Genomic DNA, 17674 nt, shown 5'->3' on the forward strand with positions numbered 1-17674 from the left:
ACAGGTCCCTCGCCGAGGGCGGGTGGCTGCCGGTCGGCGACGCGGGCCGAGGGCGCGCAGCGCGAGCCCCGGCGGTCTCAGGTCGAGGGGCGGAGCAGGACCAGAGGAATCTCGCGCGTGGTGCGCTTCTGGTAGGCCGCGTAGTTGCGGTAGCGGCTCGTGACCTGTGGCCAGAGGCGGGCGCGCTCGTCCGGGGTGGCGATGCTCGCCACCATCGGCAGGCGCGGTCCGCCGGCGACCGACACCTCCACCTGCGGCTTGTCGCGGAGGTTGAGGAACCACGCCGGGTGGTGGTCGTCGCCGCCGCGGGAGGCGACCACGACGTACGCCTCGGCGTCGGTGAGCGGGGACGTGAGCATCACCGCCCGCGGCGTCCCGGTGCGGCGGCCGGTGGTGACCAGCTCGAGGACGGTCATGTCGGCGACCTGCCAGCCGAGGCGCCCGCGGCTCACCCTCAGGATGGCGCGGTGAATGGCATTCATGGCCTTCAATGCGATGTCTGGCGGCACCGGGTCAGGATACGAAGATTCGCGCCCGCGGGACAGTCCCCTAGCCGAGGGTGCCGACCACGCGGCTCCCGTACGCGTCGAAGAGCAGCTTCTCGACGTCCTCGGCCGGCTGCGGCCGCGCGAAGTAGTAGCCCTGGCCCTGGTCGCATCCGCTGTCCAGCAACGGCTTCCACTGGCTCGCGTCCTCGATGCCCTCCGCCACCGTGACCAGGCCGAGGGTGCGGCCCAGGCCGACGATGGCCGGGGTGAGCGAGGCGCCGGGGGTCTCGACGCCGATGTCGTCCACGAACATCTTGTCGATCTTCAGGATGTCCACCGGGAACCGGCGCAGGTACGCCAGCGACGAGTACCCGGTGCCGAAGTCGTCGATGGCCAGCTTGATGCCCAGCGCCTTCAGCTTGTGGAGCTGGTGCACGGTGGCGTCGACGTCGTGCACGAGGACCGATTCGGTGATCTCGAGCGTCAGCAGCTCCGGTGCCAGGCCGGTCTGCCGCAGGACGCCCGCCACCAGGTCGGGCAGGTCGGGGCGGCGGATCTGCCGGGCCGACAGGTTGACCGTGATGTGCAGGCCCGCGCCGGGCAGCGACCGGTTCCACTCCGCCGCCTTCCGGCACGCCTCGTGCAGCACCCAGGAGCCGACCGACACGATGTAGCCGGTCTCCTCGGCGAGCGAGATGAAGTCGAGCGGCGACACCGTGCCGCGCTCGGGGTGCGCCCAGCGCACCAGCGCCTCGCAACCGGTGACCCGGCCGTCGCTGAGGTCGACGATCGGCTGGTAGTGCAGCACCAACTGGTCGCGCTCCACCGCGTGGCGCAGGTCCATCTCCAGCCCGGCGCGCCGGGCGCGAACCACCTGCATGCCGGGCTGGAACATCTCGATGCAGCCCGGGCCGTCCTGCTTGGCCGCCGTGAGGGCGAGATCCGCGCCCTGGAGCAGGGCGTCCGCGTCCCGCTCGCCGAGCGCGCTGAAGGCGATGCCCGCCGTGCAGTCGATCGTGACCTCCCGGCCGCCGATCCAGAACGGGCGGCGCAGGGACGCGGCCAGCCGCTCGGTGACCTCCATCGCCGGCTCCGCCTGTTCCACGCCGGCGAGCAGGATCGCGAACTCGTCCGCGCCGAAGCGGGCCAGCGTGTCGGTGGCGCGCAGACCGGCGGAGAGGCGCTCCGCCACGCCGGTGAGCAGCAGGTCACCCGCGGCGTGGCCGAAGGTGTCGTTGACCGTCTTGAAGCGGTGCAGGTTGAACAGGACGACCGCCACCCGGCTCTTCTCGCGGGCGGCCAGCGCCATCGTGTGCACCAGCCGGTTGCGGAACAGCGCCGAGCTGGCGAGCCCGGTGAGCGGGTCGTGGAACGCCTGGTAGAGGCCGTCCACCGCGCGGGCCGCCTCGATGGCGACGCCGACGTGCTCGGCGAACGCCGTCAGCACCGCCTGGTCGGCGGGGCCGTAGACCCGGTCGGGGCGGCGGGAGGCGACGAACAGGCCGCCGACCACCTTGTCGTGGTGGCGTACCGGAGCCGCCATGGCCGCCTGGACGCCGGCCTCGATGCCGTCGTCCGCGGTCTCCGGCGACTGCGCGGAGCCGTCGAACACGACGACCTCGTCGCGCCGGATCGCCTGGCCGGTGACCCCGGCGGCGTTCAGCGGTGCCCGCCACAGGCGGTGGCGCACCTCGTCGGGGAACCCGCACGTCGAGGCGAGTTGCAGCATGTCCGGGTCGTCGCCCTCGCGCATCGCCAGCGCGGCGATGGCGTCCCCGAGCAGGGACCGTGCGCCCGCGGTGATCGCGTCGAAGATCTCGTTCAGCGGCGCGCGGCGGGCGACCGCCCGCTGCACCACGGCGAGCTGTTCGAGCAGCATCCGGCCGGTCCGCGCGTCCTGCGCCGCCGCCTCGGCGTCGCCGCCGGCGTAGCGCCGCTGCTCCGCGACGTGGTCGAGGGCGGCGAGCTGTAGCGCCAGTGCCGCGCTCAGCCCGGTCGCGAGGTCGGCCTCGGCGTCCACGAACGGCGAGCCGCCGTCGCGCACCGCGATCAGCCGCCGGCCGGTGTGCCGGCCGATCGCCACGGTCAGGACGGACCGAGCGCCGATGGTCTCGCATGCGGCACCCGTCGCGGGCACCCGGGGCTGGGGCATCTCCGCGTCCAGAACGCCCTGGACGGCGACCGTGGCACGGTCCTGCAGGATCGCCACCGTGTCCGCGGCCAGGACGGCCGCCATGCTGTCGACGGCGGCCACCGCGGCCGAGACGACGTCGGACGTGCCGGAGATCGCCTCGATGAACGCGGCCACGCTGCGACCGGGCTCGAACGTCATGCTCGTCATGCCTGCTCCACCCGGTTGCGGCCGCCTTGCTTGGCCCGGTACAGCGCGTGGTCGGCGCGCGCGAGAACCTGATCCAGCCCGTCGTCTTCCGGGTGAAGGTGGGTGATCCCGACGCTCACCGTCACCGGCAGTGCGCCGTCCCGGGTCGGGATCGCGGTGGCGGCGATCGCCTCCCGGATCCGTTCCGCGAGGTTCGGGCCGCTCTCGTCGAGGTCCGGCAGGATCACCGCGAACTCCTCCCCGCCGTAGCGACCGAGGACGTCGCAGAAGCGGATGCTCTGCGTCACCCGGCGGGCGACCTCCCGGATGACGTCGTCGCCGACGCCGTGCCCGTACGTGTCGTTGACCGCCTTGAAGTTGTCGATGTCGAGCATCACCGCGGCCAACTCGTGGCCGTTGCGGGCGGCGGCGTTCAGCAGCGTGGTGGCCAGGGAGTAGAAGTGGCGGCGGTTGTTGACGCCGGTCAGCTCGTCCGTGGTCGCCAGCTCCTGCACCCGGGCGAACAGCCCGGCGTTCGCGTACGCGCTCATGCCCTGGCTGGCCAGCGCGGCCGCGATCTCGCGGGCGGTGTCGTCGAAGCCGGCTCCGCCGAGCAGCACCACCCCGACCAGGCCGTCGTGGGACACCAGCGGTACGGCGAGCGCGACCTCCGCGTCGCCGAGCAGCCGCTCGCGCAGCTCCGGGCTGGCCGGCAGCGTCACCGGCGTGTCCGCCACACGGGCGGCGGCCAGCATCGGGTCCACCCCGTCCGCCAGCCACGAGCCGTGCAGGGCGGGGTCCGCGGACCCGGCGACGGCCACGATGTCCAGCCCCGCCTCGCCGGCGAGCAGCAACCCGCCCGCCGTCGCGCCGACGTGGGTGTGCAGCGTCGCGAACAACCGGTGCAGCACCTGCGACGGGTCCAGGATGGCGCTGAGCTCCGCCAGGCTCGACCGCAGCGTCTCGGCGAGCTGCTGCTGGTGACGGGCGGTCTGCACGGCGAGGCCGAGCTGGGCCGCGCGGGCGGTCTCCAGCGACACCGCGACGTGGCTGGTGATCGCGGTGAGCACCTCGACGTCGTCCTCGGTGAAGATGCCGCGGGCCATCCTGCTGTCCAGGTACGCGACGCCGAGGATCCGGCCCTTGAACTGCACCGGCGCCACCATGATGCTGCGCAGGCCGTGCACGACCACGCTCTGCGAGCCGAGGGCGGCACCCTGCTCGGTGCCGGCGACGACCAGGGCCTCCCCCGTCTCGATGACCCGCTGCACCAGCGTGGAGCCGTAGTCGGTCACCGTGTCGAGGTCGTTGCCGGCGGCGTCGCGCCCGGCGAAGGGCACGGTCGCGCCGGCCTCGTCCACCAGGAAGAGCAGGGCCCGCTCGGCGCCGAGGATGCGCAGCGTCTCGTCGAGCGCCACCCGGGCCAGCCGCTGCGGGTCGAGGACCGTCGCGCCGGCCGCGCTGACCTGCTGCAGCGCCTCGAGGCGGCGGTTGCGCCCGGTGCGCGAGTCGAGGTCGCTGAGAACGCGCTTCGGGTGCGACGGAGCGTCGTCGATGGCGAACTCCATGCGGACCTGGCGGCGGCGGTGCTCCCAGCCGTACGTCTCGGCCAGCAGGTTGGCGATCCGGGCCTGCCGCTCGGCCTCGCCGGTGTGCCCGAGGGCGCGCAGAGCCCGGGCCCGGATGCGGGCCACCTCGAACGTCACCAGCGGTGCGTCCAGCGCGCGGCTGTCCCGCTCCACCTTGTCGGCCAGCACGATGGCCTTGCGGTGCTCGCCGCGCAGGTGCAGCAGCGCGGCCTGGGCGGTGCGGTGGCCGGTGCGCAGCAGCACGGTGCTCGCCACCCGGCCGAGCTCCCGCGTCGCCTGCTCCGCCGCCAGCAGCCGGGCCGGCCGCTCTGCCTCGTCGGCCAGCCGCACCTGCGCCATCCGGCCGTGCGCCCGCCAGACGTAGAACCACTTGAGCTGGGCCATGAGCTCGCTCTTGTTCAGGTTGAGGCCCTCGAACTCCGCGACGATCTCGTCGAAGCGGGCGCCGAACTCGCCCTCCTCCACCGCCGCGCAGAGCGAGGCGGTGGCGATGTTGGCGCGCTGCACGGGCGTGGCGATCCCCGGCGGCAGCGCCTCGCGCATGGCGGCGTCCACCGCGGCGGCCTCGGCCGGCAGGCCCAACTGGGCCGGGATCAAGACGCCCAGCATGCTGAACGACGTGCCGTACACCTGGCTGGGGTCGACCAGCCGTTGCAGGCTGCGCTCGTAGTCCGCCTTGCTCTCGCGGGTGTATCCGCGCAGCATCAGCCGCAGCGCCGTCGTGGCCATCCCGGGCAGCATCTGCGCCGGGTGGAACCAGTGGGAGTGCCGGGCGAGGGCCCGCTCGTAGGTGCTGCCGTCGTCGATGCCGGCGAAGAGCTGTGCCAGGCCCAGGACCCATTCGACGTACGCGATCAACTGCGGGTCCCGCAGCTTCTCGGCGTCCCGGGTGGCCCGGGTGAGGCAGCGCTGGGCCGTGCCGTGCAGGCGCAGCATCGCGGTGACGTAGCCGATCAGCGCGTACACCCGGACGTACTCGGGGCACAGGCCGATGCGGTTGATGGCGTACAGCGCCCGCAGCGTGAAGACGGCGGCCTCGCGCAGGCGCATGCCGAGCGCGGCGGCGTATCCGCCGGCGTCCAGGACGGCGGCGAGGGCGGCCAGGTCGTCGCGGCGGCGGCCCTTCGCGGTGCCGTACCCGATGCCGGTGCGGCGCACGAGCGCGCCGGCCGCCGCGAGGGCGAGGGTGGACAGCAGCCGGACCGGCTTGTTCGCCGGCAGCGGGCGGCCGAGCTCGTGCAGCGCCTCGGTCGCCGCCTGCACGGCCCGCTCGTCGGCCCAGGTGGTGTGGTGCAGCTCCACCAGGGTCGTGCGCAACTCGGCGCGGCGCTGCCGGTCGGTCTCGGTGGCCAGGGCCCGGTCCAGCGTCTGCCGGCAGTCGGCGAAGTGGCCGGCCCGCAGGTACGCCACGGCGAGCGGGTGCAGGACCTCGCTACCGGCCGCGCCCTCGGACCCCGTGATGTCGGTCAGGTACTCGATCGCGTCGGCCGGTGCCTGGTCGGCGAGGGCACGACGGCCGGCGGCGAGGGCGCTGCGGCGCCGCGCGTCCGGGTCGGCCGCCTCGCCGGCGTGACGGTGGTGGCGGGCGAGAACGTACTCGTGATCGGTGTCGCGCAGCGCCGGCGGCAGCAGGTCGAGGGCGGCGGCGGCCGCGGCATGCAGCCGCTGCCGCAGCTTGGGAGCGACGTCGGCCAGCAGGGTGTCGCGCAGGGCGGCGTGCACGAAGCCGTACCGGCCGCCGTCGCCGATCTCCACGATCCGCCGGTGCACGGCCGTGCCGAGCGCGGCGGCGACGGTCCCGGCGCTCAGGCCGCACACGGCGGTCAGCACTTCCTGCCGGAAGCGGCCGCCGACGACCGACGCGGCGGCCAGGACCTCGCAGACGTCGCCCGGCAGCCCCTGAAGGCGGGTCACGATCAACGAGCGGGCGTCCGAGGCGACGGGCAGACCCTCGGCACCGGTGGTGTCGAAATACCACTCGCCCCACAGCGGCACCAGCAGACCTGCGTCGACCAACTGCAACAGATACGCGACGATCGCGAGCGGCGAACCGTCCGCCAGGGCCGCGACATGCGTCCTCAGGCCGTCCGGAACCCGGGCGCCGGGCAGCCGGGAGGCGATCAGCGCGGCCGTCGCGTCGGCGTCCAGCGGCTCGCAGCGCACCGTCGTGTCCAGCGCCCCGTCCAGCTCGGTGAGCGGACGGGCCGCGCCGTCGAGCTCGGTGAGCAGGACGAGCAGCGGCAGGGTGGCCAGCTCGGGGTCGAGCATGGCGAGCACGCGCCGGCTCGCCGTGTCGAGCCACTGCACGTCGTCCAGGACCAGGAGCAGCCCCTCGCCGACGCGGGCCAGCTCGCTGAGGAAGACGGCGACCGCGGCCAGCAGACGGTCGTCACGGCTGTCGCTCGCGGTCGCGTCGCCGAGCAGCGGGGCCAGCCGGGGCGACAGGCCGGCGACCAGACCCGGTCCCGCCGCAGCCGCGGCGGTCCGGATCCGCTCCTGGGCGACGTCCCGCTCCTGTTGCTCCATCCGGCCCACGGCGTCGAGGTGCCCTTCGAGCGCGGCGCGCAGCCCGCCGAGCGGCACCTCCTCGCCCTCGGCGCACCGGCCCCGCAGGACCGTCGCGCCGGCCGCGGCGGCGGCCTCGGCCGCGAGACTGCTGCGGCCCGAGCCCGCCGGACCCCGGACGACCGCGGCGCCGCCGGCGCCCGCCCGGGCACGCAGCCACCGCTCGGTGAGCTGCCGGCTCTCGGCGCCGCGGCCGAACAACGGCCACCGGCCCGCCCCGGCGTCGACCGGTGCGGACCGCAGTCCGCCGGCGCAGGCGCGCAGCGCGGTGAGCAGGGCGGTCGGGCTCTGATACCGGTCGTCGGGGTCCTTGGCGAGCAACCGGGTGACCACCTCGGCCAGCGCCGGGTCGATCTCCGGTCCGAGCCCCGGAACCGGGGCGGTGGTGTGCAGGCGCAGCAGTTCCCCGACGTCCGCGGCCGAGAACGGCGGGCGGCCGGTCAGGCACTGGAACAGCACGACCCCGAGGGAGTACAGGTCCGAACGGCCGTCCACCGGCCGCTTGAGCATTCCGGACTGCTCCGGAGAGCAGTAGAGGAACGTACCTACCGTCTTGTCCGCGGTGTCCAGATCCTGGCCGAGCGTTGCCAGGCCGAAGTCGATCAGCTTCGCCGGCCCGTGCGCGGGGACCATGACGTTGTGCGGCTTGATGTCGCGGTGCACCAGACCGGTGCGATGCGCGGCGGCCAGCGCCTGCGCCAGCTCCGCGGCGAGCCGTACCACCCGCTCCTGCGGCAGCGGACCGTCGGCGAGCAGATCGGCGAGGGACCGGCCGTCGAGCAGCTCGGTGACCAGCGCCGGGCCGTCCTGGTGGCGGCCGGCCGCGTACGCCCGGACCACGCCGGGATGATCGACGCAGGCGAGCAGGGCAGCCTCGCGGCAGAAGGCCAGCATCGTGTCCGGCGCGTCGGCCGCCTCGCCGCGCGGGCGCTTCAGGGCGTACCGCTCGTCGCCACGGCGCACCTGGAACACGGTCGTGAACGCGCCACGACCCAGCTCCGCCTCGATGTCGAGACCGGTCAGCTCTGCGGGCCGCCGGACCGACTCCGGACGCTGCGCTTCGCTCATCTCCGACCGCCCCGTCACTTGTCCTCCGTTTGAGGTCATCGACACGAGCGGGCGATGGTTGAGCCATTCAGGCGGGGCTCACCGGCCGAGCACGGCACCTCCGTTGAGGCCGATGATCTGCCCGGTGAGATATCCGGCGTCCGCGGAGGCGATGTACCTGATGGCCGCCGCCACGTCCGCCGGCGTCCCGGTCCGGCCGACCAGGGTGTCGGCGATCTTGGCGGCCACGAACTCCGGCGTGTCCCGGCCGGCGAAGATGTCGGTGTCCTGGATGTAGCCGGGCGCCAGGACGTTCACCGTGATGCCGTCCCCGCCGAGCTGCCGGGCCAGCCCCAGGGCCCAGCCGTGCAGCGCGGCCTTCGCCGCGGCGTACGACCCGGCCGAGTGGGACCCGGCGCCTCCCCGCTGCGCGGCCGCGGAGCTCACGAAGATGAGCCGGCCGCCGGGCCGGCTGAGGTGTTCCAGCAGGGCGTTGGTGAGCAGCACCGCGGTGATGAGGTTGGTGTCCAGGTCACGACGCCACGCGGCGGCCAGGGCCTCGAGTCCCTCGTCGGCCGGCGGCGTGATGATCGCGCCCGCGTTGTTGACCAGCACGCCGACCGGCCCGAGCTCCGCGATGCGGTCCGCGGCGCGCCGGACCTGCGCCGGATCCGTCAGGTCCGCCGCGACCGGGATCACCCGGTGCGCGCCCAGCGCCCGGTTCGTCTCCTCGGCGGCCTGATCCAGCAGCCCGGCCCGGCGCCCGATGATGACGACCCGGTCGCCGTGGCCGGCCAGCGTCCGGGCGACCTCGCGACCGATGCCCGTCGCTCCGCCGGAGACGACCGCCACCCGTGAATTGTCGATCATGCGCCATACGGTAGCGACCGATCAATCGACGATCTCCATCGTGGCCATCATCGCGTGCGACGAGTGGTCGATCAGGTGGCAGTGGTAGACGTAGCGACCCGCCGGGCCGGTGAAGGTGGCCTGGAGCCGTACGGTCTCGCCCGGCTGGAGTGGCACGGTGTCCTTCCAGCCGCCCTCGGCCGGCACCGGCGGCCGTCCGTTGCGGCTCAGGACGCGGAACTGCACGAGATGCATGTGGAAGTTGTGCGGGATCGTGAACGTGTCCCCGTTGGTGACCTCCCACACCTCGGTGTCGCCGCGGCGGATCGTGGTGTCCACCCGGTGCGGGTCGAAGACCTTGCCGTTGATCTTGAAGGTGAAGTCCTGCGGGTCGATGCCCAGGCTCATCTGCCGGACGACATCCGGTTCGCCCAGCGGCGGCAGCGGCCGCAGCACGGCGGGCACGCGGCTGGCGTCGTAGGCCGGCGCGCCCACGTCGAAGCGCAGCACCGGCCCCGCGTGGTCGTCGGCGAGGATGACCTGCGAGCCCTCGCGCCCGGTGAAGTCCACGACGACCTCGACGCGCTCGCCGGGGCTGATCCTGATCTCGCGGGTGGTCGCCGGGGCGCCGAGCAGGCCGCCGTCGGTGCCGATCTGGGCCATCTCCTCGCCGGCGCCGAGACGCAGCACGAACGAGCGCAGGTTGGAGCCGTTGAGCAAGCGGAACCGGTAGCGGCGGGCGGCCACCGGGAAGTACGGCTGCGGTCGGCCGTTGGTCAGGATCGTGGTGCGGTTCTGGAAGTCCTCGGCGACGAAGTGCAGGCTGCCGTCGTCGGCGAACCGGGCGTCGCGCAGCATGATCGGTACGTCGAACTCCCCGGACGGCAGGCCGAGCTCGGCCTCCGCGGGATCCTCGATCAGGTAGAAGCCGTGCAGGCCGCGGTAGACGTGTTCCGCCTCCATGTGGTGGGCGTGGTCGTGGTACCACAGCGTCGTGGCCTGCTGCCGGTTCGGGTACTCGTAGATCCGCGTCTTGCCGGGGGCGATGACGTCCAGCGGGAAGCCGTCGCTCGCCGGGGGCGTGTGGCCGCCGTGCAGGTGGACGGCGGTGTCCATGTCGAGCTGGTTGGTCTGGGCGAGGACGACGCGGCGCCCGGCCCTGGCGCGGATGGTCGGGCCGGGGAACTGGCCGTCGTAGCCGTAGATCTCGGTCGTGGCGCCGCGCAGGATCTGGGCGTTCGCCTTGCGGGCGGTCATCACGTAGTAGTCGGTGGTCGAGCTGCGGGCCACCGGCTTCAGCGTGGCCGGCAGCGGCATTCGGACGGAGAACGGCTCCGGAACCTCGGCGCGGACGGGCCTCGCGCCGCGTTCGTTCGGCCACGCGGCGGCCAGGGCGGAGGTACCGTACGCGGCCGCCGGCAGGAGCACCGCCCCGCCCGCCTTCATCACGGTGCGTCTGGTGGGCATGGAACCCGCGCTCCTTTCGCTCGTACGGTGGGACACTGTGGATCACCGTGACGCGCGGCTCTCGAGACCCGCTCGAAGGCCCGTGGGAGCGCCGGTGCGGCATAGTGATCTGCCGTGACGTCCATCGCCGGCGGGCTCTACGCGTACCTGAAGCGCCGCGGGTGGCTGTGAGGTGGCGGCCATGGAGAGACTCACGCACGCGGCGCGGCTGGAGTGGGACGGTTCGACGGGGGAGGGCTACCGGGCGTACTCGCGGGCGCACACGGGCGCCGCCCCGCCCGCCGAGGGCTCGCTGCGGCTGAGCGCCGATCCGCACTTCCGCGGCGACGCCGGCCTGCTCAACCCCGAACAGCTCGTCGTTTTGGCGGCGAGCTCGTGCCAGTTGCTGTCGTTCCTGTCGGTGGCCGCCCGCAAGCATGTCGACGTGGTGCGGTACACCGACGATGCGACCGGTTACCTGAGCGAGGATCTGCGCCACGCCCGCATCGAGCTGATCGAGCTGAACCCGGTCGTGCACGTGGCCGCCGGCCCCGACGAGGACTTCGTCCTGCGGCTGGTGGAGCAGGCTCACCAGGAGTGCTACATCGCCCGCTCGCTGATCTCGGAGGTGATCGTGCGGGCGACCGTACGGGTCACCCGGTAGTGTCCGCCGCCCGGACATTAGGGTGGGCGCCGTGCGTGACATCGCCGTGTTCACCGGAAGTGCCCATCCCGAATTGGCGGCGGAGATCTGCGAGCACCTCGGTGTGCCGCTGATGCCGACCAAGACGTCCCGGTTCGCCAACGACTGCATCGAGGTGCAGCTCCGAGGCAACTGCCGCGAGCGGGACGTGTTCCTCATCCAGCCGCTCGTGCCGCCGGTCCAGGAGAACCTGGTCGAGTTGCTGTTCATGCTCGACGCCGCGCGCGGCGCCTCGGCCGGCCGGGTCACGGTCGTGCTGCCGCATTATGCGTACGCCCGCAGCGACAAGAAGGACGCCCCGCGCATCTCCATCGGCGGGCGCCTCGTCGCCGACCTGCTGCAGACCGCCGGCGCCCACCGGATCCTCGCCCTGACCCTGCACTCCCCCCAGGTGCACGGCTTCTTCAGCGTCCCCGTCGACCACCTGCACGCGCTGCGCGAGCTGGCACACCACTTCCGGGGATACGACCTCAGCAACACCGTCGTCGTCTCCCCGGACCTCGGCAACGCCAAGGAGGCGGCGGCGTTCGCCCGGATGCTCGACATCGAGGTGGCCGCCGGCGCCAAGCAGCGCTACGCCGACGACAAGGTCGTGATCAGCTCGGTGATCGGCGAGGTCGCCGACCGGGACGTGATCATCCTGGACGATGAGATCGCCAAGGGCAGCACGGTCTTCGAGCTGCTGGACCGGCTGCGCGAGCGCAACACGCGCAGCATCCGGGTCGCCTGCACGCACGGCCTCTTCGCCTCGCAGGCGGTGCAGCGGCTCTCCGCCGAGAAGGACATCGAGGAGATCGTCTGCACCAACACGGTGCCGATCCCGGCGGCGAACCGCACCGACAAGCTGACCGTGCTCTCGGTGGCGCCGGCGCTCGCCGAGGCGATGCGCCGGATCCACAACGGCGAGTCGGTCAGCGCGCTCTTCGCCTAGGTGTTGTCGCGCGCGGGCTGCGGGCCGCAGAGGGAGAGGATGGCGCCGAGCAGCGTGGAGCGGGTGAACGGCTTCTCCAGCAGCATGCTGTTGGCGTCGAGGTGCAGCTGCGGCCCCAGCGACGCCGCGGTGTAGCCGGACATGTAGAGCACGGGCAGGTCGGGGTGGTGCGTGCGCAGCGCCGCCGCGAGCTCCGGGCCGGTCATCGTCGGCATGACCACGTCGGTGATCAGCAGATCCGGGTGGGCGCCCGCGGCGACCTGGGTGACCGCCGTGAGGGCGTCGGTGGCGACGGTGATCTCGTAGCCGGCCGGCTCGATCAGCCGCTGTACGAGCTGGGCGACCTCCGGCTGGTCCTCGACGATGAGCACCCGGCCGATGACGGCCGGCGTGAGGCGCCGGTCGACGGCCGGTGTCGTGCGCTCCTCGGCCGCGGGCAGGTAGAGGTGCACCGTCGTGCCCATGCGCGGCTGCGACTCCAGGGCGATGTGGCCGCCGATGCCCTGCACGATGCCCGCGGTGGTGGCCAGTCCGAGCCCGGCGGCGGTGGGGCGGGTGGTGAAGAACGGTTCCAGCGCCCGCCGGCGGGTCTCGTCGCTCATGCCCACGCCGGTGTCCTGGATGACCATGTGCACGATCCGGCCGGCCGGGGCGCCCTCGGCGAGCTGGCCCGGCTCCACCACCTCGTTGGTGGCGGCCACCCGCAGCATGCCGCCGTGCAGCATGGCGTCGCGGGCGTTCGCGGCCAGGTTGACCAGCGCCTGCTCCAGCGGCCCGCGTTCGGCGCGGACCGGCCACACGTCCGGGCTGAAGGCGAGGTCGAGGCCGATGCGCTCGCCGAGCGTACGACTGAACAGGCTCTGCACGTCGGTGAGCAGGTCCGGGATCGGGATGATCTCCGGCCGGTTGCCTTCGGTACGCCCGAACGCGAGGAGCTGGTGCGTCAGCGTGCGCCCGGTGCCTACCGCGTCCAGGATGTCCTTGGCCATCTGGTGCTGCGGCGTGCCCTCGGCGGTCGTCGTCGCGATCATGTCGGCGGAGCCGGCGACCACGGTCATCAGGTTGTTGAAGTCGTGCGAGATGCCGCCGATGAGCTGGCCCATGCTGTCGAGCCGGCGCAGGTGGTCGAGCTGGCGCTTGAGCCCCTTGGCGTCGATGTGGTCGGTGGTGTCGGTGACCATGCAGAGCACGCCGTTGCGGCGGCCGTGCTCGTCCTCGAGCGGCATCATGCTCATCCGGACGCTGCGCTGCGAGCCGTCGGCGCGCATCAGCTTGGTGGCGCCGACGGTGGAGCGTCCGGCCTTGCACTCGGCGAGCCGGCGGGTGAGCTCGGCCTGGCCGTGCTTGTCCAGGAAGCCGCGCAGCGAGACGCCGACGAGCTGGGCGCGGGGCATGCCGAGGACGACGCCGATGGGTTCGTTGGCGTACGTGGCGACCCCGTCGTCGTCGAGCTGCAGCACGCCCTCGGGGATCGTCTCCAGCACCCGGCGGTAGCGCTCCTCGCTGGCGCGCAGGCGTTCCATGGCCCGCGCGCCGGACAGGGCCAGGGACAGCTCGCCGGCGACGTCGCGGGCGAGCTCGACCTCGGCAGGGGAGTAGACCGCCCCCGGGGTGGCGCGGGTCAGCACCAGATAGCCCGCGTACGTGTTGTCGACGATGACCGGGCACAGCACGGCGGCGTGCACGACGGGGGCGGGTACGCCCGTGTCGACGTACGCCTCGTGCCGCGGCCGGGGCAGCTCGGTGAGGGGCTCACCGTCCTCGCCGGCCAGGACGACCGGGCGCCGGCTCGCGGCGAGGCTGGTGGAGAAGTCGTCGTCGGGCAGCTCGCCGACGCGGTCGAGCAGGCGGCTGAACGCCGGGGCGACCTCGTCGTCCACGTGATGGTAGGTGAGCGCGTCGTAGCGGCCGTCGTCGCCGAGCAATTGGACGCCGGCGCCGTCACCGACCATGTCGGCGGCGGCCCGCGCGGCGGTCGAGCGCACCTCTTCCGCATTCTCTGCGACGCGGCTGAGCGCCAGCGCCAGGTCGGCCAGTGCGTACCGGAGGGGATAAGCCATGACACCCATGTGGCAACTATCTGCGCAACTGCCTCGCGGTGCGGGCGGTTCAGGAGGAATGCAACCGTCCGGCCGAGGGTCGTCTCATCAGTAACCGGCCGTTCGAGTGCTCTGCGACGTCGCAGTCGGGTGTTTTGCCAGCTCACCGCGGTTCCATCTGCAGCAACGACGGGAGGGCGATCCGGTGACGGGCGGTGGCGGACACCTACCTCACATGCGAACTCCGACGCGGAGAGTTGCCGATTGATCCGGACAAACAGCATTATTCCGGTCGGCCAGGTCGGATGTCGCGGCACCGCGGCGGGCGGAAGGGCAACCCCACAGGTGGACCAGGATCCCACGAGCAGCGGCGCAGAGGCGGATTCCGACGGCGCGTCGACCCTCGATCTGAGCGGACGGTGCGTCGGCAGCTCGTACATCCTCCTCCGCCCCATCGGGCACGGCGCGACCGGTACGGTCTGGCGCGGCGTCGACCGCTCCTCCGGCGAGCCGGTCGCGGTCAAGCTGCTGCACGAGAGCCTGCTGCGTCAGCCGAAGCTGGTCACGCGCTTCGTGCAGGAGCGCACGATCCTGCTGATGCTGCGGCACCGCAACGTGGTCCGGGTCCGGGACCTGTTCAGCGTCGGCGAGTCGCTCGGGCTCGTCATGGACCTCGTGCCGGGCGGCAGCCTGCGCGACTACCTGCGCGAGCGGCCCACGCTGGCCCCGGCCGAGGCGGCGCGGCTCGGCTCCCAGGTCGCGGCGGCGCTCGCCGAGGCGCACGAGCTCGGCATCGTGCACCGCGACCTCAAGCCGGACAACATCCTGCTGCACCGCGAGGACGACCGGCCCGACATCCGGCTCACCGACTTCGGCATCGCGCGGGTGCTCAACGCCCCCAGCCTGACGACCACCCACGCCGTCGTCGGCACCCCGCACTACATGGCCCCCGAGGCCTTCCACAGCTCCACGATCACCCCGGCCGCCGACGTGTACGCGCTCGGCGTGCTGCTGTACGAGATGGTGTCGGGGCGGCCGCCGTACGACAGCGACACCGTCACCGACCTGATGCGCCTGCACCTCGAGGGCGCCCCGGAGCGCCGGCCGGGCATCCCGGACCCGTTGTGGGACGTCATCGCGAGCTGCATGGAGCACAAGCCCCGGCTGCGCCCGGCGGCCGCCGAGCTCGCCGTCGACCTCGGCGACGTGGCCCGCCGCGTCGACGCCCCCGCCCTGCCCGCGCCGGCGCCGCGGTCTCCGGCCTCCCCTGACTCGTCACCAGGCAGCGGCGACTCGTCGCCCGGCTCCCGTGACCCGGGATCCGGCGGCCAGGGCTCGGAGCGTGGCGGCCGCGGCTCGGCGGATTCCCTGGTCCCGGAGGCCGGCCGGGCGCCCGCCGGGTCCAGGCCGTCGCGGAGCCCCGACCCGAAGCCATCGGCCGCGGGGCCGGGCCGGCATCCGTCGCTCGCGGGGCTGCGCCGGCCGCCGGTGCCGCGCCGCCGCAACCAGCCGGCGAGCTGGCGATGGGCCCGGCCGTGGGCGATGATCGTGCTGGTCTGCGCCGCGATGCTCGCCTCCGGGGTGGCGACCACGGCATGGCACCTCGGCCGCGCCGACGGGGAACCGGGCGGCCGGGCGGCCCTGGCCCGGACCGGGACCGGCGACGCCCGCCCCTCCGCCGCAGCCTCCGCGATGTCGGCGCCGCCGCCCGCACGCGCCGCGCGCAACCGGGACAGCAGTCCCGGCACGGCGCAGAGCCGTCTGAACGCCGGAGCCCCCGCCACGGCGGCGACGCCGGCTCCGCGGGTCACCCGGGCCGCCGCCACCGGCTCCCCGGTCACGGAGAAGACCTACGGCCCCTGGGAATGCGAGCAGCGGTATGCGCTGAGCTTCGACAACGCGATGGCGGTGCGGCCCTGCCACAAGGTGGGGGACAAGGTCCAGGTCTCCGCGACGCTGACCGCGCCCCGCGACGGCACGGCCTCGCTCTCGCTGGCGCTGCGCGACGTGGTGACCGGCGGCAGCCTCCCGGCGAAGACCTGTGACGGGCTGGTCTTCGGTGAGGGGGCCCGGTCGCGGGAGTGCGGGCCCGCCACGGTGAGCCCCCGCCGGGGGCACCGCTACCAGGTGGTCATGTCGTGGCGGTTCAGCCGCGACGGCCGGATCGAGGCCGGTTCCGCGCGTGGCTCGGAGTTCGCCTTCTAGGTCGGTCGCGGCGGGCACGGTCACCGGCGTGCCCGCCGTCTCACCGCAAGGGTCAGTGCAGCACGGAGTTGAGCGCGGCGAGGTAGCCGTACTTGTGACCGTTGCCGTTGGGGTGGAAGGAGTCGGTCGGCGGGAGCAGGGTGAGCCCGTGCAGCCAGGGACTGGGGCCGCAGACGCCGTGGCCGGCGAACTCGTCCGTCACGTCCGACCAGGTGAAGCCGGCCGCCCGGACGCGTTCCTCGGTGACCTGGTTGAGCTCGGTGGCGCCGTGGTTGAGCGACTTGCGCTTGGGGATGCTCATGCCGGCGAAGCCACAACTCGGCGCGTTCACGTCGAACAGCAGCGGATAGCCGAGCACGACCACCTTGGCGTTCGGCGCCTTGGCCCGGATCTCGCGGTACGTGGCGTCGAGCCGGGCGGGTATCTCCTCGTCCAGCAGCTCCAGTTGCTCGTCGACCTTGGCGGCACAGCCCTTGTCGCTGGTCAGTGTGCAGGTGAGGACCGTCTCGGCGAAGCCGGCGTCATTGCCGCCGATGGTCACCGAGACCAGGTCGGTGGTCGTGGAGAGGGCGGAAAGCTGGCCGGAGCGCAGCGAGCTGGTGGTGGCGCCGCTGCAGGCCACCATGCGGTACGACGCCGGATCGTTCGCGGAGTCCCACAGCCCGGGGTAGGCGTTGGGGCTGCGCAGGCAGGAGCCGGACTGCCCGGACGTGCCGACGCCGGACGAATAGGAGTCGCCCATGGCGATGTAGTCCCAGTCGGACGGTGGGGCGGCGATGGCGGGGGTGGCGGTGGCGACGGTCAAGACGATGGACGTGACGAGGCAGGCGAGGACGGAAAGACGTCTGCTCATCGGGGGCCTCCAGATCCACGGGGGATGGGGGCCGAAGCGCTCCGGTTACCGAAGAGTAAGTCAAGGGCTCGCCGAAAGAAATCCAGTGACATAACGATTACAAAGGAGTAACATGCATCGATGTGACCTGCATGTATGTCATGCGGTTATGTTTCATGCGCGAAGGGTAGTTGATTATCAACGGCGGTACAGCCGATCTTCAGCGTGTCCACAGCTCGGGCCACTAGCGTCGCGGCATGGACGAGGAAAGGGCACACCGAGTCGTCGAGACACTCCGCGCGCGTAACGTCTTCGCGCACGTGAAGCTGCCGCACGCCGGCATCACCCGCTACGGGATCCGGGTGGTGCTGGCCGACGGCCGCGAGGCGATCTGGGACAACGACGGCACCGCCGGCCTCGAGGCGCAGATCATGCGCAACGGCGTGCTCGTGGGCTTCGTGCCGTCCATTCCGGGCTCGGAGAACTTCGGCGAGGAGCAGATCGTCGAGGCCGTCGCCCGTGCCGACTACGACCAGCCGATCGGCCGCTCCCGGCCCACCGTGGCGACCCGCGGGACCGCCCCCGTCGCGCCGCGGCCGCTGGGCCTGGCCGAGCGGCTGCGCCGGACCTTTCGCGACTGAGCCTTCCCGGCCGGCCCGA

Annotated in this window: 11 protein-coding genes; 4 read left to right on the forward strand and 7 right to left on the reverse strand. The window is 73.0% G+C overall.

The genetic code is table 11. From position 1 onward, the window contains the following. Positions 1 to 77: 77 nt before the first annotated feature. From EDD30_RS29660 to EDD30_RS29680, 5 genes are all read right to left on the reverse strand, one after another. Entirely contained in the window at positions 78 to 482 is a 405-nt protein-coding gene (locus tag EDD30_RS29660) for a nitroreductase/quinone reductase family protein (protein WP_211277834.1), read from the reverse strand. A 67-nt stretch (positions 483 to 549) separates the two neighbouring features. After that, the gene (locus EDD30_RS29665) at positions 550 to 2829 is read right to left on the reverse strand and encodes a putative bifunctional diguanylate cyclase/phosphodiesterase (RefSeq protein WP_123678574.1); all 2280 of its coding nucleotides are present in this window, start codon (positions 2827 to 2829) and stop codon (positions 550 to 552) included. Then, positions 2826 to 8048, reverse strand: a complete 5223-nt coding sequence (locus tag EDD30_RS29670; protein ID WP_244945448.1) for a diguanylate cyclase — start codon at positions 8046 to 8048, stop codon at positions 2826 to 2828. The genes EDD30_RS29665 and EDD30_RS29670 overlap by 4 nt, the downstream gene beginning before the upstream one ends. 60 nt (positions 8049 to 8108) lie before the next feature. Then, positions 8109 to 8879, reverse strand: coding sequence for an SDR family NAD(P)-dependent oxidoreductase (locus EDD30_RS29675; RefSeq protein ID WP_071809444.1), 771 nt, complete (start codon positions 8877 to 8879; stop codon positions 8109 to 8111). A 21-nt stretch (positions 8880 to 8900) separates the two neighbouring features. Next, complete coding sequence (locus EDD30_RS29680) at positions 8901 to 10325, reverse strand: multicopper oxidase family protein (protein WP_071809445.1); 1425 nt, start codon at positions 10323 to 10325, stop codon at positions 8901 to 8903. A gap of 181 nt (positions 10326 to 10506) precedes the next feature. Here EDD30_RS29680 and EDD30_RS29685 point away from each other — a divergent pair, with 181 nt between their 5' ends. Continuing rightward, positions 10507 to 10968, forward strand: a complete 462-nt coding sequence (locus EDD30_RS29685) for an OsmC family protein (RefSeq protein ID WP_071809446.1) — start codon at positions 10507 to 10509, stop codon at positions 10966 to 10968. 31 nt (positions 10969 to 10999) lie between these two features. Further along, the gene (locus tag EDD30_RS29690; protein ID WP_071809448.1) at positions 11000 to 11938 is read left to right on the forward strand and encodes a ribose-phosphate diphosphokinase; all 939 of its coding nucleotides are present in this window, start codon (positions 11000 to 11002) and stop codon (positions 11936 to 11938) included. Here EDD30_RS29690 and EDD30_RS29695 read toward each other — a convergent pair. Further along, positions 11935 to 14007: a hybrid sensor histidine kinase/response regulator gene (locus tag EDD30_RS29695; RefSeq protein ID WP_071809447.1), complete on the reverse strand. Its 2073-nt coding sequence runs from the start codon at positions 14005 to 14007 to the stop codon at positions 11935 to 11937. The genes EDD30_RS29690 and EDD30_RS29695 overlap by 4 nt on opposite strands. A 315-nt stretch (positions 14008 to 14322) precedes the next feature. Here EDD30_RS29695 and EDD30_RS29700 point away from each other — a divergent pair, with 315 nt between their 5' ends. Further along, positions 14323 to 16182 (forward strand): serine/threonine-protein kinase, encoded by a 1860-nt coding sequence (locus EDD30_RS29700; RefSeq protein WP_244945450.1) that lies wholly within the window; start codon positions 14323 to 14325, stop codon positions 16180 to 16182. 52 nt (positions 16183 to 16234) lie between these two features. On the opposite strand, the gene EDD30_RS29705 is transcribed toward EDD30_RS29700, so the two are convergent. Then, positions 16235 to 17035 (reverse strand): SGNH/GDSL hydrolase family protein, encoded by an 801-nt coding sequence (locus EDD30_RS29705; protein WP_071807947.1) that lies wholly within the window; start codon positions 17033 to 17035, stop codon positions 16235 to 16237. Positions 17036 to 17271: 236 nt separating this feature from the next. On the opposite strand from EDD30_RS29705, the gene EDD30_RS29710 reads away from it, so the two are divergent. Continuing rightward, the gene (locus EDD30_RS29710) at positions 17272 to 17655 is read left to right on the forward strand and encodes a hypothetical protein (protein ID WP_071807948.1); all 384 of its coding nucleotides are present in this window, start codon (positions 17272 to 17274) and stop codon (positions 17653 to 17655) included. The last annotated feature ends 19 nt before the right edge of the window (positions 17656 to 17674 follow it).

Origin of the sequence: Couchioplanes caeruleus (genome assembly GCF_003751945.1) — a bacterium.
Lineage (GTDB): Bacteria > Actinomycetota > Actinomycetes > Mycobacteriales > Micromonosporaceae > Actinoplanes > Actinoplanes caeruleus.

Coding starts and splice junctions, on each gene's coding strand:
- EDD30_RS29660 (WP_211277834.1), bottom strand. CDS start 482: ATGAATGCCATTCACCGCGCCATCCTGAGGGTGAGCCGCGGGCGCCTC.
- EDD30_RS29665 (WP_123678574.1), bottom strand. CDS start 2,829: ATGACGAGCATGACGTTCGAGCCCGGTCGCAGCGTGGCCGCGTTCATC.
- EDD30_RS29675 (WP_071809444.1), bottom strand. CDS start 8,879: ATGATCGACAATTCACGGGTGGCGGTCGTCTCCGGCGGAGCGACGGGC.
- EDD30_RS29680 (WP_071809445.1), bottom strand. CDS start 10,325: ATGCCCACCAGACGCACCGTGATGAAGGCGGGCGGGGCGGTGCTCCTG.
- EDD30_RS29685 (WP_071809446.1), top strand. CDS start 10,507: ATGGAGAGACTCACGCACGCGGCGCGGCTGGAGTGGGACGGTTCGACG.
- EDD30_RS29695 (WP_071809447.1), bottom strand. CDS start 14,007: ATGGGTGTCATGGCTTATCCCCTCCGGTACGCACTGGCCGACCTGGCG.
- EDD30_RS29705 (WP_071807947.1), bottom strand. CDS start 17,035: ATGAGCAGACGTCTTTCCGTCCTCGCCTGCCTCGTCACGTCCATCGTC.
- EDD30_RS29710 (WP_071807948.1), top strand. CDS start 17,272: ATGGACGAGGAAAGGGCACACCGAGTCGTCGAGACACTCCGCGCGCGT.